We start from the raw sequence: 16,175 nt of genomic DNA, 5'->3' as shown, positions 1-16,175 counted from the left end.
ACCAGATTGACACATTGAAGCTATGCAATGCGCGACATGGTGATCCAAACCCTGTCCCGAATGATGCGCAGCAGTGCCGTGATTCCGCAAGACGGCGCCACGGCGGAAACCCTGCGCGCGGCAGCTCACATCGACGCCCCGCAAGCCGGCGGTGAGGGCGAGCCGGAGTTGAAATGGCGCACCCTGTGGCTGTCCGACATTCATCTCGGTACGCGCGATTGCAAGGCGCCGCAGCTACTCGAATTTCTGCGGCATTGCAGCGCCGACACCATTTATCTGGTGGGCGACATCATCGACGGCTGGCAGCTCAAGAAAAAGGGCATCTACTGGCCGCAGGCTCACAACGACGTGGTGCAAAAGCTGTTGCGCAAGGCGCGCAAGGGCACGCGGGTGGTGTTCGTGCCGGGCAACCATGACGAGTTCGCGCGGCCCTACGACGGGCTGCATTTCGGCGGCATCGAGGTCATCAATCAGGTGCGGCATGTCACCGCCGATGGCCGCACCCTGCTTATCGTGCATGGCGACCTGTTCGACAGCGTGGTGCTTTATGCCAAGTGGCTGGCACATCTGGGCGACGCTGCCTACATGTTCACCCTCAAGCTCAATCGCTGGCTCAACCATGCGCGGCTCAAGCTCGGTCTGCCGTACTGGTCGCTATCGCAGTATCTCAAGCACAAGGTCAAGGCGGCGGTGAACACCATCTCCAGTTTCGAGACCTTGCTCAGCGATGAAGCGCGACGCCAGCAGTGCGACGGCGTGGTCTGCGGGCATATTCACCGCGCCGAGCTGCGCAGCGAAGACCGGCAGATCTACGCCAACTGCGGCGACTGGGTGGAGAGCCTGACCGCGCTGGCTGAAGACTTCGACGGCCGCCTCAAGCTGCTGCACTGGAACGCCGGGCTGCAGGTGCTGGCGGAGCTGGCGCCGCAGACTGCAACGCATCCCGCCCCTTTACATCCCGCACCCACACAACCCGTCCACGCATGATCGCCTCCGCAGTCGCTCCTCAAGTGGCCGCCGCGGCCGAAAAGCCCTGGCCCCCCGCCGCTGGCACGCCGCCGCTGCGCATCCTCATCGTCACCGACGCCTGGGAGCCGCAGGTCAACGGCGTTGTGCGCACCCTCAAGACCACCATCGGGCAGTTGCGCGACATGGGGCAGGTGGTCGAGGTGGTGGAGCCGGGCAGTTTTCGCACCATTCCCTGCCCGACCTATCCCGAAATCCGCCTCAGCCTGCGGCCGCGTTCGCGCATCATGCAGCGGGTGACCGAGTTCATGCCCGACGTGGTGCATGTGGCCACCGAAGGGCCGCTGGGGCAGGCCGCGCGGCGCATCGCGCAGCGTCTGGACATTCCGCTGACCACGGCGTACCACACCCGCTTTCCCGAATACGTCCAGGCTCGCTTTCGTGTGCCGCTGGGGTGGACTTATGCCTATCTGCGGCGTTTTCACAACGCCGGCCGCGCGGTGCTGGTGCCCACGCAAGTGGTGCAGCGCGATTTGCAGGAGCATGGTTTTCGCAATGTGCGGCTTTGGTCGCGCGGGGTGGATCACCGCATGTTCTACCCGCGCGAAGGTGAACGGCTCGACGGCAAGCCGCCCATCTTTCTGTACGTCGGCCGGGTGGCGGTGGAAAAGAACATCGACGCCTTCCTGCAACTCGACCTGCCGGGCACCAAGTGGGTGGTGGGCGAAGGGCCGGAGCTGGAGCGCATCCGCAAGCAGTACCCCGGCGTGCGCTTTCTCGGCGTGCTCACGCAGGACGAGCTCGCCAAGGTTTATTCCGGCGCCGATGTCTTCGTGTTTCCGAGCAAGACCGACACCTTCGGGCTGGTGCTGATCGAAGCGATGGCCTGCGGCTGCCCGGTGGCGGCTTATCCCGTGACCGGCCCGCTGGACGTGATCGGCGAAAGCCCGGCTGGCGCGCTCGACAACGACCTCAAGGCCGCCTGCCTGCGCGCCCTGCAGATTCCGCGCAGCGTGGCGCTGGCGCATGCGCGCAAATTCACATGGGAAGCGGCCTCGCGGCAGTTTCTCGATCATTTGCGCAAGGCCGTGCGCGAAAGTAGTGCGGCAAATAGTGCGACGCAAACGACGCACTGAACTTATGGCCCAGCAGCGCGAACGCGCGCCCCTGCCCAAGCCGGAGGCGGCGCCCAATCCCTACAAAACCCGCACCGGGCTATCGCGCGTGTATCACGCGGGCATCAACTCCATGAGCGGCCTGCGCGCAGCCTGGCAGACCGAGTCGGCCTTCCGCCAGGAGCTCACGCTGGCCCTCATCCTGCTGCCGCTGGCGCTGTGGCTCGGGCGCACCTGGACCGAGCGGGCCGTACTCGCGGGCAGCGTGCTGCTGGTGCTCATTGTCGAGCTGCTCAACACCGCCATCGAGTACACCGTTGATCGCGTCTCGCTGGAGCAGCACGACCTGAGCAAGACCGCCAAAGACCTCGGCAGCGCCGCCGTGTTGCTCACCCTGCTGCTGTGCGTGCTGATCTGGGCGGCTGTGCTGCTGCCGCGCTGGGTCTGAGTCTGAGTCTGGCCGGGTCTGAGTCAGCATCGCAGCGCGCTCTTGCCTAAGATGGGCGTCATGGAAACCGACGCCACCGCCACGCCTTTGCACCGCATTGCCCGCGTGTTTGAACAACTGCGCGCCGACCAACTCGACGTGCTGGCGCAGGTTTACGCCCCGCAGGCCACGTTTCAAGACCCGTTCAATCGCGTGCAGGGCTTGCCCGCCATCACGGCGCAGTTTGCGCATATGTACGCCAAACTGCATGCGCCGCGTTTTGTGGTGACCGAGGTCACCGGCCAGGGCAATGTGGGGTGGATGACCTGGGATTTCCACTTCGCGCTGCGCAAGGGAGCGTCTGCGCAGGTCGTGGCCGGCGCGACGCGCTTCGTGCTCGATGCGCAGGGGCTGGTGATGGATCACCGCGACTATTGGGACGCTTGCGATTTCTACGCCACGGTGCCGGTGCTCGGCGCCGTGGTAAGGCGGCTGAAACGCGCTGCCGCGGCCGGCTGAACAAGCTCTAATCGAGCCAGCCCTTTTTGCGGAAAAACCAGAACGGCGCGATGACGGTGAGCACCATCAGCCCCAGGGCGAAGGGGTAGCCGAGGGGCCAGTCGAGCTCGGGCATGTGTTTGAAGTTCATGCCGTAAATGCTGGCGATCAGCGTGGGCGGCAGCATGGCGACGGCAGCGACGGAAAAAATCTTGATGACCTTGTTCTGGTTGATGTTGATGAAGCCGACGGTGACGTCCATCAGGAAGTTGATCTTGTCGAACAGAAAAGCGGTGTGGCCGTCGAGCGAGTCGAGGTCGCGCAGGATCTGCCGCGCCTCTTGCGACTGATCGGCGCTGAGATGGCGGCTGCGCAACAGAAAGCTCAGCGCGCGGCGGGTGTCCATCACATTGCGGCGGATGCGTCCGTTCAGGTCTTCCTGCTGCGCGATGCCGGTGAGCGCCTCCGAGGCGTCCTGGTCGCTGGGGCGCGGCTTGAGGATGTGCGCGCCGATGGCCTCCAGATCGTCGTAAATGCCTTCGAGGGTATCGGCCGAATACTCGGCGTCGGTGAGGTAGAGCGCGAGCAGTACGTCGGTAGCGTTTTCAATCAACCCGGGCATGCGACGCGCCCGCAGCCGCAGCAGGCGAAAGACGATGAGGTCGTGCGTGTGGATGGAGAACAGCACGTTGCCGTGAACGATGAAGGCCACGCGCTCGTTGCGCGGACGCTCTTCGTCACTGATGAGAAAGTCGGTGCGCAGATGCAACTGCCCATCTTCTTCCTCCTCGTAAAACCGCGCGGATTCCTCCAGATCCTGATCGAGGACGTCGGCGGGGATGTTCAGGCCGAAGCGGGCCTCGACCCAGCCGAGCTCGCGTGGATCGGCCGATTCGAGATCGACCCAGACGGGCTGCAGCCCCGCGAGGGTTTGCGGGTCGCCGACCTCCTGCTGCACCAGGCGACCATTCTTGAGGGTGAACACATTGAGCATAGGGCTGCATTATGCGCAATGCGGGTCGGGCGCGGTGAGGTTGAAAAACGCCGTAATCGCATCGCGCTGCGCCAGCGCATCGGCCCGGCCGAGTTCGACCAAGGCGGAGAGGTAGTCCGGCGTGAACAGCAGATAACTGGCCAGCGCCGATCCTCGGCCGGTACCCATGCCCACCGATTGCAGCAGCAGCCGCGCGCCACGGGGCATGCTGTGCCAGTGCCGCGCGGCAATGGCGTCGATCGAGGCGGAGGGCAGCAGGGTCAGCGTGGGCAGAGGGCGGTAAGGCAGATCGGCACGCACTTGGGGCGGCAGATCCGCCAACATGCGGTTGATGCGCCCGGCCTGCTGCGCATCGGCGCGCAGGGTGTCGAGAAACACGCTGGACATGGCGTGCGCCGCAATCTCCGCCACGCTGGGGTAGGGCGGCAGATGCCGGCGCATTTGCCCCGCCTCGGGATGCGGCTCGGCTACGCCGATGGCCAGTGCGCGTTCTGCACCCAGATGAATGGCGGGCGCCAGCGGGGCGAGCTGGCGCATGGCGCCGTCGCCAAAGTATTCCGGCCCGACTTCGCCATACAGCGGCGTGGCCGGAAACACGAAGGGCAGGGCGCTCGACGCCAGCAAGTGCTCGACGCCGATGGGCTGCGCAATGCCCCACAGCCCAGGCCGCCGCCAGGGCTGCACTTCGGGGCGGGCCTGAAAGAAGGTGATGTGCCGCCCGCTGGTATAGCTGGAGGTGGCCACAGATAGCGCGCGCAAGGCGCCGCTCTGAATCGCGGTGTCCACCGCATCGAAGTGCACCCGCCGACCCAGGGTGTCGGCCAGCGGGGTGTTGTCGAGCAGGGCGCGCGGGTTCTGCTTCCAAAGCCAGCCGAATGCCATCAGTCCGAGCCAGCGCGCGCCGCCGCGCAGCAGTTGCCCTGTGCCGACCTCGAAGACCTCGTGCGCCTGCAGGGTGCTCCAAAGCGTTTGCAGTTCATGCAGGGCGGCTGGCCATTCGGCGCAGCGGCTGGCGAAATACGCCGCATTGATCGCCCCGGCCGAGGTGCCGCAAACCACGGGAAACGGGTTGCGCTGCGTGGGCCAGCCCTGCGCCTGCAGAATCTCGCCCACACCGCCGAGCACTCCGGCCTGATAGGCCGTGCGCGCCCCGCCGCCCAGCAGCACCAGGGCCGCGTTTTGCGGCGGTGGATTGTCGGCGGCAGTCGTGTTGTCGGGCATGGCGGCGTTGAAAATATCACTGCGCCGCGGCAGTAGAAATGCGGGTTAGCGCACGAAACGATAGACCCCGCCGTCTTCCAGGCGGCGCAACTGCCCATCGAACCACAGCTTGTGCAGATGGGCGATGGACTCGCCCATGGCGAAGGTTATCTGGTGCACGTCCAGCGGGCGTTTGAACAGCACGGGCAGCAGGTCGGCCGCGGTTTGTGGCGTGGCGCAGGCCTGTATCACCTCGGCCAGACGCTCGTGGTGATGCTGCTGCAACTGCGCGATCCGGGCCAGGGCGCCGCGGAAGGGTAGGCCGTGCGAGGGGAAGATCAGCGTGTCGTCCGACAGCAAGGTGCTAAAGCGCGCCAGACTGTCGAGAAATTGTTGCAAAGGATTGGACAACGGTTCGTTGTCGTTCACGCTGATGTTGGTGGAGATGCGAGGCAGCAGCATGTCACCTGCGATGAACAGCGCGTCGGCCTCGCTGTATAGGCTGATGTGTTCCGGCGCATGGCCGTAGCCCGCGACGCAGCGCCAGTCGCGCTCTCCGATGCGCAGCACGTCGCCGTCCTGCAGGCGCACGAAACGCGTGGGCATGGCGGGCACCAGGCCGCTGTAGTAGTCGGTGCGCTTGCGGATGGCGGCCAGAGTCTGCGGGTCGGCCAGGCCGTGCGCGGCGTAGTGCGCCGCCATCGCCTCTCCGCCGATGGTCATGCAGCCGCGCGCCGCCATGCACGAGACGGCATAGTCGGTGGCGCTCATCCACAGCAGGCAATTCCAGCGCGCGGTGAGCCAGTGCGCCAGCCCGACGTGGTCTGGGTGCATGTGCGTGACGACCACGCGCAGCACCGGCAGGCCGCCCAGTTGCGTGGCGAACACCTGCTCCCATGCCGCGCGGGTGGGCGGGGAGTCGATGCCGCAATCCACAATCGTCCAGCCGCGCACGCCGTCGAGGGTGTCTTCCAGCAGCCAGAGGTTGATGTGGTTCAGCGCGAAAGGCAGCCCCATGCGCAGCCAGCGCAGCCCCGGCGCCAGCTCGATGCTTTCTCCCAGTGCGGGCGTCGTTTCTCCAAAGGGGTAGCGGATGGCATCAAAGGCGGGCTGGGCGGACATGGCGAGTGATCGGTTGGAGTCGTTGCGGGGCAAACTACACTTGACGTTAACGTCAACTGGAGCCGAGTATAGGCACGCATGAAAAAAGCCGCTGCTGCACCTGCCGCCCCCACTTTCACCATTGGCGAGCTCGCCCGCGAGTTCGACCTCACCACCCGCGCCATCCGCTTTTACGAAGAAGCCGGCTTGCTTTGCCCGCAGCGCGAGGGTCGGCTGCGCGTCTATACCCAAGGCGATCGCACGCGGCTCAAACTCACCCAGCGCGGCAAACGGCTGGGCCTGAGCCTGGCCGAGATCAAGGAACTGGTGATGATGTACGAGTCGCCGCGCGACACCGTACCGCAACTGCGCCGCTACCTCGAAGTGCTGGCCGAGCACCGCGCCGACATCGAAGGCCGCATGGCCGATCTCAAGGCGACGCTGGAGGAGATTCGCGCCTACGAGACCGAGGCGCGGGGGCTGCTCAAGAAGCAGGGCGGGTGAGGGGAGCGCTGGTTCTGGATGGGTGCTGGAGGAGTGACTATTCACGTTGACGTAAACGGAAGGTAAGATCGCCGGAAATCTGCCAGCAGAGCAGCCCCCACGGAGACTTGCCACCATGACCACCGCCCCCGCCGTTCTATCGCCTGCGCAGGAGGCGGCTATTCGCCAGAGTTTTGCCCGCCAAGGCTTGATGGCCGCGTTGGGCGTGGAGATGGTGCGGTTGGAGCCGGGCCGGGCGGAACTACGGCTGCCGCATTCAGAACGCATCAGCCAGCAGCAGGGCGGCTTCCACGGTGGGGCCATTGGCGCGCTGGCCGACGTGGCCGGTGGCTATGCGGCGATGACTCTGGCGCCCGAAGGCGACGAAGTCACCACGGTGGAGTACAAAATCAACTTTCTAGCGGCTTTTGCGGGCGGTGAACTGCGCGCCTACGGGCGGGTAATCCGGGCTGGCAAGCGGCTGATCGTCACCACCGCCGAAGTGATGCACCGCGATGAGGACGGCGCTGAGACAGTTTGCGCGGTGATGCAGCAGACCATCGCGCCAGTGCCCAAGCGGTATTGAAATTACGTCGAACCAACGCATCGAAACAAACAAGCGAGGAGACCTCATGCAACTACCCGGACTGGACTTCCAACTCGGCGAAGACATCGCTGCTCTGCGCGAGGCCGTGCGCGACTTTGCCGAGCAAGAAATTGCCCCGCGCGCCGCCGAAATCGACCGCACCGATCAGTTTCCGATGGATCTGTGGCACAAGTTCGGCGACCTGGGCCTGCTGGGCGTCACCGTGCCCGAGGCCGATGGCGGCACGGGCATGGGCTACCTGGCGCATATGGTGGCGTTGGAAGAAATCTCCCGCGCCAGCGCCTCGGTGGGCTTGAGCTACGGCGCGCATTCCAACCTCTGCGTCAACCAGATCAGCCGCAACGGCAGCGCCGCGCAGAAGGCGAAGTACCTGCCCAAGCTGATCAGCGGCGAGCATGTGGGCGCGCTGGCGATGAGCGAGCCGGGCGCGGGCAGCGATGTGGTGAGCATGAAGCTGCGTGCTGACCGGCGAGGTGATGGGTTTGTGCTCAACGGCAGCAAGATGTGGATTACCAACGGGCCGGACGCCGACGTGCTGGTGGTCTACGCCAAGACCGATCCGGCCGCTAATTCCAAGGGCATCACCGCCTTCCTGGTGGAGAAGGGCTTCAAGGGCTTTTCGGTGGCGCAGAAGCTCGACAAGCTGGGCATGCGCGGCAGCCACACTGGCGAGCTGGTGTTTCAGGATTGCGAGGTGCCCGCAGAGAACGTGCTGGGCGATTTGAACGGCGGCGTCAAAGTGCTGATGAGCGGCCTGGATTACGAGCGCGCGGTGCTGGCCGCCGGGCCGGTGGGCATCATGCAGGCGGTGATCGACAGCGTGGTGCCTTATGTGCACGAACGCAAGCAATTCGGCCAGAGCATCGGCGAGTTCCAGCTCATCCAGGGCAAGCTGGCCGATATGTACACCGTGCTGCAGGCCGCCCGCAGCCTGCTCTACACCGTGGGCAAAAACCTCGACGCACTGGGCGACGGCCATGCCCGCTCGGTGCGAAAAGACTGCGCGGCCGTGATTCTGTGGTGCGCCGAAAAGGCCACCTGGATGGCGGGCGAGGGCATCCAGATTTTTGGTGGCAACGGCTATATCAACGACTACCCGCTGGGCCGACTGTGGCGCGACGCCAAGCTGTACGAGATCGGCGCGGGCACATCCGAAATCCGCCGCATGCTGATCGGGCGGGAACTGTTCGCGCAAACGGCGTGAAGCCGTGAAACTGGATAGCGATCAGGGCTGAGCGGCTGATGCGGCGGGTGATTCAGTTACCGAGGCGCTTACCGAGGCGGCTACCGATGCGCTTTTTCCGGCAGGTGCAAACCCACGGCGTCGAGCGCCGCGTCCAGCCGCTGCACGGCGGCGGGCACGTCCTTCCATTTGTCCAGCCCGAACAGGCCGAGGCGAAAGCTCATGTAGTCGGCCGGTTCGTCGCAGGCCAGCGGCACACCAGCGGCAATCTGCATACCCTGTGCCACAAATTTTTTGCCGTTCTGAATGTCGGGATCACGGGTGTAGCTCACCACCACGCCCGGCGCCTGAAAGCCGGGCGCCGCCACGCTCTTGACGCCACGCTGCTCCAACGAAGCGCGCGCTGCGCGACCCAGTTCCATCTGCGCGGCCTTGAGCGCGGGCAGGCCGTAGCTGAACGCCTCGCGCATCTGGTCGCGCACTTCCGCCAGGGTGTCGGTGGGCATGGTGGCGTGATAGGCATGCGTGCCTTTTTCGTAGGCCTGCATGATCTGATGCCACTTTTTCAGGTCGCAGGAAAAGCTGTCGCTCGTGGTCGTCTCCAGCCGTTGCAAAGCCCGCTCGGACAGCATGGCGAAGCCGCAGCAGGGCTGGCCGCTCCAGCCTTTTTGCGGTGCGCTGACCAGCACGTCCACGCCGGTGGCCTGCATGTCCACCCACATCGCACCCGAGGCGATGCAGTCGAGCACGAACAGGCCGCCCACCGCATGCACCGCGTCGGCAACAGCGCGCAGATAGTCGTCGGGCAGCATCATGCCGGCGGAGGTTTCCACATGCGGGGCGAACACCACGGCGGGCTTTTCGCGGGCGATGGTGGCGACCACCTCGGCTATGGGCGCAGGCGTGAAGGGCGACTCGGACGCATCGGCCACGCGGCGCGCCTTGAGTACCGTGACTTTGTCCGACAAATGCCCGGTCTCGATGATCTGGCTCCAGCGATAACTGAACCAGCCGTTGCGCACAATGAGCACCTGCGCACCCTGGACGAATTGCCGCGCCACGGCCTCCATGGCAAACGTGCCGCTGCCCGGCACGATGACCGCTGCCTGCGCGTTGTAGGCCTGTTTGAGCATGGACGACAGATCGCGCATAACCTGCTGAAACTTGGCCGACATGTGGTTGAGCGAGCGGTCGGTGTAAACCACCGAATACTCCAGCAGTCCATCGGGATCGACATTGGGCAGCAAGGCGGGCATCAGAAATCTCCTGGTCTTATGGTTCGAAAAAGTCGGCGCGGTGTCTATGCCGACCGCCTGAAAAGCCTAGCACGCAGCGGCGTCAAGCGCTGGGCGCTTTGCCTTGCCAGCGTCGCGGGCTTACAGTGGGCAGGGTGTTTTCGTATTGCCAATGCCCCATGAACCAATTCCCGCCCCGCCTCGATTCCCCCGTGGCTTTTGCCATGGCCCGCACCATGCTCGACGGCTTCAATCGCCATTACCGCCTGTTCCGCCAAGTGAGCGCCGCGGCCAAGCAGCGGTTCGAGCGCGCCGATTGGGCCGGGCAGCAGGCAGCGCAGCGCGAGCGCATCGCCTTCTACGACCAGCGGGTGGACGAAGCCACCGAACGGCTGCAGAACGAACTCGATGCCGGCAACCAGCCCATGGAAATCTGGCAGCAGGCCAAGCTGCACTACATCGGCCTGCTGACCAATCATCACCAGCCCGAGCTGGCCGAGACGTTTTTCAACTCGGTGACGACCAAGATTCTGCGGCGCGAGCATTTCAACAACGAGTTTCTGTTCGTGCGCCCCGCGCTGTCCACCGAGTACATCGAGAACGAAGAGCCCGCCGCCAAGCCGACCTTCCGTGTGTATTACCCGCACACCCACGAGGCGCTGCACGCCTGTCTGCGCCGCGCCATCGAGAACTTTCAGCTTGCGCTGCCGTTCGAAGATCTGGACCGCGACGTGGGCCAGGTGCTGGCCGCCGTGCGCCAGCGCTTCGGCAACGATGTGCGCCTGCGCGCCAACTTCCAGATTCAGATGCTCGACTCGCTGTTCTACCGCAACAAGGGCGCGTATGCGGTGGGCAAGGTGATCAACGGCTTCACCGAATTTCCGCTGGCGCTGCCCATTCTGCACAACGAGCGCGGCCAGCTCTTTATCGACACGGTGCTGCTCACCGAAGACGATCTGCTGCTGCTGTTCTCCTTCGCTCGCGCCTATTTCATGGTCGATATGGAAATCCCGTCGGCCTACGTGCAGTTTTTGCGCAGCCTCATGGCGCGCAAACCGCGTGCCGAGCTGTATAACGCGCTGGGTCTGGCCAAGCAGGGCAAGACCCTGTTCTACCGCGACTTTCTCTATCACCTGCGGCATTCGAGCGATCAGTTCATCGTGGCGCCGGGCATCAAGGGCATGGTGATGGTGGTGTTCACCCTGCCGTCCTTTCCCTTTGTGTTCAAAGTCATCAAAGACTTTTACCCGCCGCAGAAAGACACTACCCGCGACAAGATCAAGGGCAAGTACCTGCTGGTGAAACAGCACGACCGCGTGGGCCGCATGGCCGAGACGCTGGAATACTCCAACGTGGCCTTCGAGCGAGCCCGTTTCTCGCCCGAGCTGATTCAGGAAATCGAAACCTTCTGCCCCTCGCAACTCGAATACGACGGCGACACCATCATCATCCGGCACTGCTACATCGAGCGGCGCATGATTCCGCTCAACATCTATCTGCAAGAGGCTGACGACGCCCAGCTCGACGCCGCCGTCATCGAATACGGCAACGCCATCAAGGACATGGTGGCGGCCAATATCTTTCCCGGTGACATGCTGTGGAAGAACTTCGGCATCACCCGCCACGGCAAGGTGGTGTTCTACGACTACGACGAGATCGAGTACATCACCGACTGCAACTTCCGCCGCGTGCCCGCGCCGCGCAACGAAGAAGACGAAATGGCCGCCGAGCCCTGGTACGCCGTGGGTCCGCACGACGTGTTTCCCGAGACCTTCGGCCAGTTTCTGCTCGGCAACCCCAAGGTGCGCGCGGTGTTCATGAAACACCACGCCGACCTGCTCGACGCTGCGTTCTGGCAGGAGCACCAGAGCCGCATCCGCGAGGGCCATCTGTACGACGTGTTCACTTATGACGCCACCCGCCGCTTCGCCCGCGAGGGCGCTCTTGCGGCATCCAACCCACCCGTTCAACCTGTTCAGGAGACTTCGACATGACTGATCCCATCGTGATGGTTTCTGCCGCGCGCACGCCCATCGGCGGTCTGCTCGGCGACTTTGCTGCCGTACCCGCCTGGGAGCTCGGCGCCACCGCCATCGCCGCTGCCGTGCAACGCGCGGGCATCGCGGGCGACGCCGTGAATGAAGTGCTCATGGGCAACTGCCTGATGGCCGGGCAGGGCCAGGCCCCCGCGCGCCAGGCCGCACTCAAGGCCGGGCTGCCGCAATCGGCGGGCGCGGTCACGCTGTCCAAAATGTGCGGCTCGGGCATGCGGGCGATGATGTTCGCCCACGACATGCTCGCTGTGGGCTCCGCCGATGTGATGGTGGCCGGCGGCATGGAAAGCATGACCAACGCGCCGCATCTGGCCTTTGTGCGCAAGGGCGTGAAATACGGCGCCACCGCCTTCTACGACCACATGGCCATCGACGGGCTGGAAGACGCCTACGACCGCGGCAAGGCCATGGGCGTGTTCGCTGAAAGCTGCGTGAGCAAATACGCCTTCAGCCGCGAGGAGATGGACGCTTTCGCCATTGCCTCGACTGACCGCAGCAAAAAAGCCAACGAAGACGGCAGCTTCGAGTGGGAGATGGCGCCCGTCACGGTGGCGGGTCGCGGCGGCGAGGTGAAAATCGCCCGCGACGAGCAGCCCTTCAAGGCCAAGCTCGACAAGATTCCTACGCTCAAGCCCGCGTTCAAGAAAGACGGGGCCATCACCGCCGCCACCTCGTCGAGCATTTCCGACGGCGCTGCCGCGCTGGTGCTGATGCGCCAGTCCACCGCCGACAAGCTGGGCTGCGCGCCGATCGCTCGCATTCGCGCCCATGCGGTGCATGCGCAGGCGCCCGAGTGGTTCACCACGGCGCCCGTGGGGGCCATTCAAAAGGTGCTCGACAAAACCGGCTGGAAGGCGGCCGATGTGGACCTGTGGGAAGTCAACGAAGCCTTCGCCGCCGTCACCATGGCGGCCATGCGCGAATTCAAGCTGCCGCATGAGATCGTGAACGTGCACGGCGGCGCGGTGGCGCTGGGCCACCCCATCGGCGCGTCGGGCGCGCGCATCGTCGTCACCCTGCTGGGCGCGCTGCGGCAGCGCGGGCTCAATAAGGGCGTCGCCGCGCTGTGCATCGGTGGCGGCGAGGCCACGGCAATGGCCGTCGAACTGCTCTGAATCGTCATGCTGCTTTCTGACGATCACCGCATGATCCGCGACGCGGTACGCGACTTCGCCCAAGCTGAAATCGCCCCGCATGCGGCCGACTGGGCGCGCGAGGCCCGCTTCCCGCGCGAAGCGCTGCAGGGCTTGGCGGCGCTGGGTTGCCTGGGCATCGCCGTGCCCGCCGAATGGGACGGCGCCGGGCTCGACTACCTGTCTCTCGCGCTGGCCGTCGAGGAGATCGCCGCGGCCGACGGCGCGACCAGCACCATCGTGAGCGTGAACAACTGCCCGGTGTGCTCCATTCTGATGGCCTGGGGCAGCGATGCGCAAAAAGACCAGTGGCTGCGCCCGGTGGCGCGCGGCGAGTGGATCGGCGCGTTCGCGCTGACCGAACCGCAGGCCGGATCGGACGCCTCCAACCTGCGCGCCACGGCAAAGTTAGAGGGTGACCACTACGTCCTCGACGGCGTCAAGCAGTTCATCACCAGCGGCAAGAACGGACAGGTCGCCATCGTGATGGCCGCAACCGACCGGGCCGCGGGCAAGAAAGGCATCAGCGCCTTCCTCGTGCCCACCGACACGCCGGGCTACATCGTCGAACGGCTCGAAGACAAGACGGGGCAATCGGCCAGCGACACCGCGCAGATCCGCTTCGAGGGCTGCCGCGTACCCGCCGCCAACCGCCTCGGCGCCGAAGGCGAGGGCTACAAGATTGCGCTGTCCGGCCTGGAAGGTGGGCGCATCGGCATTGCGGCGCAGTCGGTCGGCATGGCGCGCGCGGCGTTCGAAGCGGCGCTGCGTTATGCGCGCGAGCGCACTGCCTTTGGCAAGCCGATTGCCGAGCATCAGGCAGTGCAATTCCGCTTGGCCGAGATGGCGATGCAGATCGAAGCGGCGCGGCAGTTGCTGTGGCACGCAGCCAGCCTGAAGGATGCGGGCCTGCCTTGTCTGAAGGAGGCGGCGATGGCCAAACTGATGGCCAGCGAAATGGCCGAGCGGGTGTGCAGCGCGGCGCTGCAGATCCACGGCGGTTACGGTTATGTGGCCGACTTTCCCGTCGAGCGCATCTGGCGCGATGTGCGGGTTTGCCAGATTTACGAAGGCACCAGCGATGTGCAGAAAATGCTCATTGCCCGTGCGCTGTAAAACCAGATTCACTGGAGACTCCCATGCCCGTCAGCCCGATTACTTTTTTCTTCGATTTTTCGTCGCCCTATGCCTACCTGGCGAGCACGCAGATCGAGGCCATTGCCGCGCGCCACCTGCGCGACATCGAGTGGGTGCCGATGCTGCTCGGGCCGGTGTTCCAGACGACAGGATCGAAACCGCTGATCGATCAGCCGCTCAAAGGCGACTATGCCCGCATCGACATTCCGCGCTCGGCGCGCTTTCTGGGCGTGCCTTTTGTGCAGCCGGAGCCGTTTCCCATTGCCACTTATCAGGCCGCGCGGGTGCTCATCGGCCTGCAACGCGACTTGCCCACGCAGGCTGCACCGTGGCTGCATCGCTGTTTTTCGGCCTATTTCGCGCAGAACCGCAACATCGCCGAATTGCCCGTACTTGAAGCCCTTGCCGCCGAGCAGGGGCTGGCGAGCGATACGGTGGCGCGCTATACCGCCGATCCCGCCATCAAGGCCCAGCTCAAGGCCAACTGCGACCGCGCGCTGCAGCAAGGCATGTGCGGCGCGCCCTTTATGGTGGTGGACGATCAACCCTTCTGGGGCGCAGACCGGCTGCCGCAGCTCGAGCATTGGCTGCAGACCGGCGGGTTTTGAAGTCGCCAAAAATGAACACCGGAGAATCATCATGACCGAACCAACCCCGCTGGTCCAGGCTTATGCCTGCGGCGCCACCGACCAGCCGCTGCTGACGCAGACCATAGGCGATTTTTTCGACGCCATGGCCGAGCGCCAAGGCCTGCAAGAGGCGCTGGTTTCGCGCCACCAGAACATTCGCCTGAGCTATGCCGAGCTCAAGCGCGAGGTGGATCGTCTGGGCAGCGCCTTGTTGCGCAGCGGTTTGCGCAAGGGCGACCGCGTGGGCATCTGGGCGCACAACAGCGTGGAATGGGTGCTGATGCAACTGGCGACGGCCAAGGTCGGCCTGATTCTGGTGAACATCAACCCGGCCTATCGCACCTCCGAGGTGGAGTACGCGCTCAACAAGGTGGCGTGCAAGGCGCTGGTCACCATGACCTCGTTCAAGACCAGCGACTACCTCGCCATGCTGCGTGAACTCGCGCCGGAGCTGAATACCTGCGCGCCGGGCGAACTGCGCGCCGCGCGTCTGCCCGATCTCAAACTGGTGGTGCATCTGGGCGAGGCCGATGAACCCGGCATGCTGCGCTTTGCCGACTGGATCGCCCGCGGCAGCGCCGACGACCCGGCGGTCGCCGAGGCCGCGGCAACGCTGCACGCGCACGAACCCATCAACATCCAGTTCACCAGCGGCACCACCGGTTTTCCCAAGGGCGCCACGCTCACGCACAGCAACATCCTGAACAACGGTTTCTTTATTGGTGAGGCGATGAAGCTCACCGCCGAAGACCGGCTGTGCATTCCGGTGCCGCTGTACCACTGCTTCGGCATGGTGCTGGGCAACCTGGCGTGTCTGACGCACGGCGCCACCATCGTCTATCCCAACGACGGCTTCGACCCATTGCTGACTTTGGAGTGCGTGCAGGACGAAGCCTGCACCGGGCTGCACGGTGTGCCGACCATGTTCATCGCCATGCTCGATCATCCGCGCTTTGCCGAGTTCGATCTGAGCACCTTGCGTACCGGCATCATGGCCGGCAGCCCTTGCCCCATCGAGGTGATGAAGCGAGTGGTGCGCGACATGCATCTGTCTGAGATCACCATCGCCTACGGCATGACCGAGACCGCGCCGGTGAGCTGCCAAAGCTCCACCGACACGCCGCTGGACAAGCGGGTGAGTACGGTGGGGCAGGTGCAGCCGCATTTGCAGGTGAAGATCGTCGATCCGCAAAGCGGCGAAACTGTCGCGCCCGGCGAAACCGGCGAGCTTTGCACCAAGGGCTATTCGGTGATGCACGGCTACTGGGGCGACGCCGAGAAGACGCATGAGGCCATCGACGCCGAAGGTTGGATGCATACCGGCGACCTGGCGGTGATGGATGCGGAAGGTTATGTGAACATCGTCGGCCGCATCAAAGACATGGTGATTCGCGGCGGCGAGAACATCTACCC

15 protein-coding genes and 1 pseudogene (1 of these 16 only partly in view) are annotated in these 16,175 nt (G+C 64.7%); 12 read left to right on the top strand and 4 right to left on the bottom strand.

Annotation, left to right across the window (positions count from 1 at the left end; translation table 11 throughout):
* Positions 1–27 precede the first annotated feature (27 nt).
* The 4 genes from B3H47_RS05540 (at position 28) to B3H47_RS05525 (ending at position 3,027) form a co-directional block, all read left to right on the top strand.
* A complete protein-coding gene (locus tag B3H47_RS05540; RefSeq protein WP_156053544.1) occupies positions 28–987 on the top strand; it encodes a UDP-2,3-diacylglucosamine diphosphatase in 960 nt (319 codons plus the stop codon).
* Positions 988–1,061: 74 nt separating this feature from the next.
* Positions 1,062–2,102, top strand: a complete 1,041-nt coding sequence (locus B3H47_RS05535; RefSeq protein ID WP_191088471.1) for a glycosyltransferase family 4 protein — start codon at positions 1,062–1,064, stop codon at positions 2,100–2,102.
* 4 nt (positions 2,103–2,106) lie between these two features.
* A complete protein-coding gene (locus B3H47_RS05530; RefSeq protein ID WP_286986386.1) occupies positions 2,107–2,529 on the top strand; it encodes a diacylglycerol kinase in 423 nt (140 codons plus the stop codon).
* 60 nt (positions 2,530–2,589) lie between these two features.
* Positions 2,590–3,027, top strand: coding sequence for a nuclear transport factor 2 family protein (locus B3H47_RS05525; RefSeq protein ID WP_286986384.1), 438 nt, complete (start codon positions 2,590–2,592; stop codon positions 3,025–3,027).
* 7 nt (positions 3,028–3,034) lie between these two features.
* On the opposite strand, the gene corA is transcribed toward B3H47_RS05525, so the two are convergent.
* Genes corA through B3H47_RS05510 form a run of 3 tightly spaced genes read right to left on the bottom strand, consistent with a single transcriptional unit; the run spans position 3,035 to position 6,322 of the window.
* Positions 3,035–4,000: a magnesium/cobalt transporter CorA gene (gene corA, locus B3H47_RS05520; protein ID WP_286986382.1), complete on the bottom strand. Its 966-nt coding sequence runs from the start codon at positions 3,998–4,000 to the stop codon at positions 3,035–3,037.
* Positions 4,001–4,009: 9 nt separating this feature from the next.
* Entirely contained in the window at positions 4,010–5,221 is a 1,212-nt protein-coding gene (locus tag B3H47_RS05515; protein ID WP_286986381.1) for a patatin-like phospholipase family protein, read from the bottom strand.
* 45 nt (positions 5,222–5,266) lie between these two features.
* Positions 5,267–6,322, bottom strand: a complete 1,056-nt coding sequence (locus tag B3H47_RS05510) for an MBL fold metallo-hydrolase (RefSeq protein ID WP_286986380.1) — start codon at positions 6,320–6,322, stop codon at positions 5,267–5,269.
* Between the two features lie 78 nt (positions 6,323–6,400).
* Here B3H47_RS05510 and B3H47_RS05505 point away from each other — a divergent pair, with 78 nt between their 5' ends.
* The 3 genes from B3H47_RS05505 to B3H47_RS05495 all read left to right on the top strand — a co-directional run bounded on the left by B3H47_RS05505 (position 6,401) and on the right by B3H47_RS05495 (position 8,595).
* Positions 6,401–6,805, top strand: coding sequence for a MerR family transcriptional regulator (locus B3H47_RS05505; RefSeq protein WP_276708247.1), 405 nt, complete (start codon positions 6,401–6,403; stop codon positions 6,803–6,805).
* A 115-nt stretch (positions 6,806–6,920) separates the two neighbouring features.
* Entirely contained in the window at positions 6,921–7,370 is a 450-nt protein-coding gene (locus B3H47_RS05500) for a PaaI family thioesterase (protein WP_286986378.1), read from the top strand.
* 46 nt (positions 7,371–7,416) lie between these two features.
* Positions 7,417–8,595, top strand: a complete 1,179-nt coding sequence (locus B3H47_RS05495; protein WP_286986376.1) for an isovaleryl-CoA dehydrogenase — start codon at positions 7,417–7,419, stop codon at positions 8,593–8,595.
* Between the two features lie 80 nt (positions 8,596–8,675).
* Here B3H47_RS05495 and B3H47_RS05490 read toward each other — a convergent pair whose 3' ends face one another.
* Positions 8,676–9,830 (bottom strand): aminotransferase class V-fold PLP-dependent enzyme, encoded by a 1,155-nt coding sequence (locus B3H47_RS05490; protein WP_286986374.1) that lies wholly within the window; start codon positions 9,828–9,830, stop codon positions 8,676–8,678.
* Positions 9,831–9,988: 158 nt separating this feature from the next.
* Here B3H47_RS05490 and aceK point away from each other — a divergent pair, with 158 nt between their 5' ends.
* From aceK to B3H47_RS05465, 5 genes and pseudogenes are all read left to right on the top strand, one after another.
* Entirely contained in the window at positions 9,989–11,803 is a 1,815-nt protein-coding gene (aceK, locus tag B3H47_RS05485; RefSeq protein ID WP_286986372.1) for a bifunctional isocitrate dehydrogenase kinase/phosphatase, read from the top strand.
* Positions 11,800–12,978: an acetyl-CoA C-acyltransferase gene (locus B3H47_RS05480; protein ID WP_286986370.1), complete on the top strand. Its 1,179-nt coding sequence runs from the start codon at positions 11,800–11,802 to the stop codon at positions 12,976–12,978. The genes aceK and B3H47_RS05480 overlap by 4 nt, the downstream gene beginning before the upstream one ends.
* 6 nt (positions 12,979–12,984) lie before the next feature.
* Positions 12,985–14,112 carry an acyl-CoA dehydrogenase family protein gene (locus B3H47_RS05475; protein WP_286986368.1) on the top strand — a complete coding sequence of 376 codons (1,128 nt, stop codon included), beginning with the start codon at positions 12,985–12,987 and terminating at the stop codon, positions 14,110–14,112.
* Positions 14,113–14,135: 23 nt separating this feature from the next.
* A complete protein-coding gene (locus B3H47_RS05470) occupies positions 14,136–14,741 on the top strand; it encodes a 2-hydroxychromene-2-carboxylate isomerase (RefSeq protein ID WP_013107125.1) in 606 nt (201 codons plus the stop codon).
* Positions 14,742–14,772: 31 nt separating this feature from the next.
* Positions 14,773–16,175: pseudogene (locus tag B3H47_RS05465) on the top strand (AMP-binding protein) (it continues 263 nt past the right edge of the window).

The organism is Thiomonas sp. UBA7699 (assembly GCF_002482605.1).
Taxonomy (GTDB): domain Bacteria; phylum Pseudomonadota; class Gammaproteobacteria; order Burkholderiales; family Burkholderiaceae_C; genus Thiomonas; species Thiomonas arsenitoxydans.
This window is presented reverse-complemented; position numbering and strand designations above follow the sequence as displayed.

Bases quoted from the DNA above. Each gene is read 5' to 3' on its own strand.
- B3H47_RS05475 (WP_286986368.1), top strand. From the start codon at position 12,985: ATGCTGCTTTCTGACGATCACCGCATGATCCGCGACGCGGTACGCGAC.
- B3H47_RS05530 (WP_286986386.1), top strand. From the start codon at position 2,107: ATGGCCCAGCAGCGCGAACGCGCGCCCCTGCCCAAGCCGGAGGCGGCG.
- B3H47_RS05510 (WP_286986380.1), bottom strand. From the start codon at position 6,322: ATGTCCGCCCAGCCCGCCTTTGATGCCATCCGCTACCCCTTTGGAGAA.
- B3H47_RS05500 (WP_286986378.1), top strand. From the start codon at position 6,921: ATGACCACCGCCCCCGCCGTTCTATCGCCTGCGCAGGAGGCGGCTATT.
- corA (WP_286986382.1), bottom strand. From the start codon at position 4,000: ATGCTCAATGTGTTCACCCTCAAGAATGGTCGCCTGGTGCAGCAGGAG.
- B3H47_RS05525 (WP_286986384.1), top strand. From the start codon at position 2,590: ATGGAAACCGACGCCACCGCCACGCCTTTGCACCGCATTGCCCGCGTG.
- B3H47_RS05515 (WP_286986381.1), bottom strand. From the start codon at position 5,221: ATGCCCGACAACACGACTGCCGCCGACAATCCACCGCCGCAAAACGCG.
- B3H47_RS05505 (WP_276708247.1), top strand. From the start codon at position 6,401: ATGAAAAAAGCCGCTGCTGCACCTGCCGCCCCCACTTTCACCATTGGC.
- B3H47_RS05540 (WP_156053544.1), top strand. From the start codon at position 28: ATGCGCGACATGGTGATCCAAACCCTGTCCCGAATGATGCGCAGCAGT.
- B3H47_RS05490 (WP_286986374.1), bottom strand. From the start codon at position 9,830: ATGCCCGCCTTGCTGCCCAATGTCGATCCCGATGGACTGCTGGAGTAT.
- B3H47_RS05480 (WP_286986370.1), top strand. From the start codon at position 11,800: ATGACTGATCCCATCGTGATGGTTTCTGCCGCGCGCACGCCCATCGGC.
- aceK (WP_286986372.1), top strand. From the start codon at position 9,989: ATGAACCAATTCCCGCCCCGCCTCGATTCCCCCGTGGCTTTTGCCATG.
- B3H47_RS05495 (WP_286986376.1), top strand. From the start codon at position 7,417: ATGCAACTACCCGGACTGGACTTCCAACTCGGCGAAGACATCGCTGCT.
- B3H47_RS05470 (WP_013107125.1), top strand. From the start codon at position 14,136: ATGCCCGTCAGCCCGATTACTTTTTTCTTCGATTTTTCGTCGCCCTAT.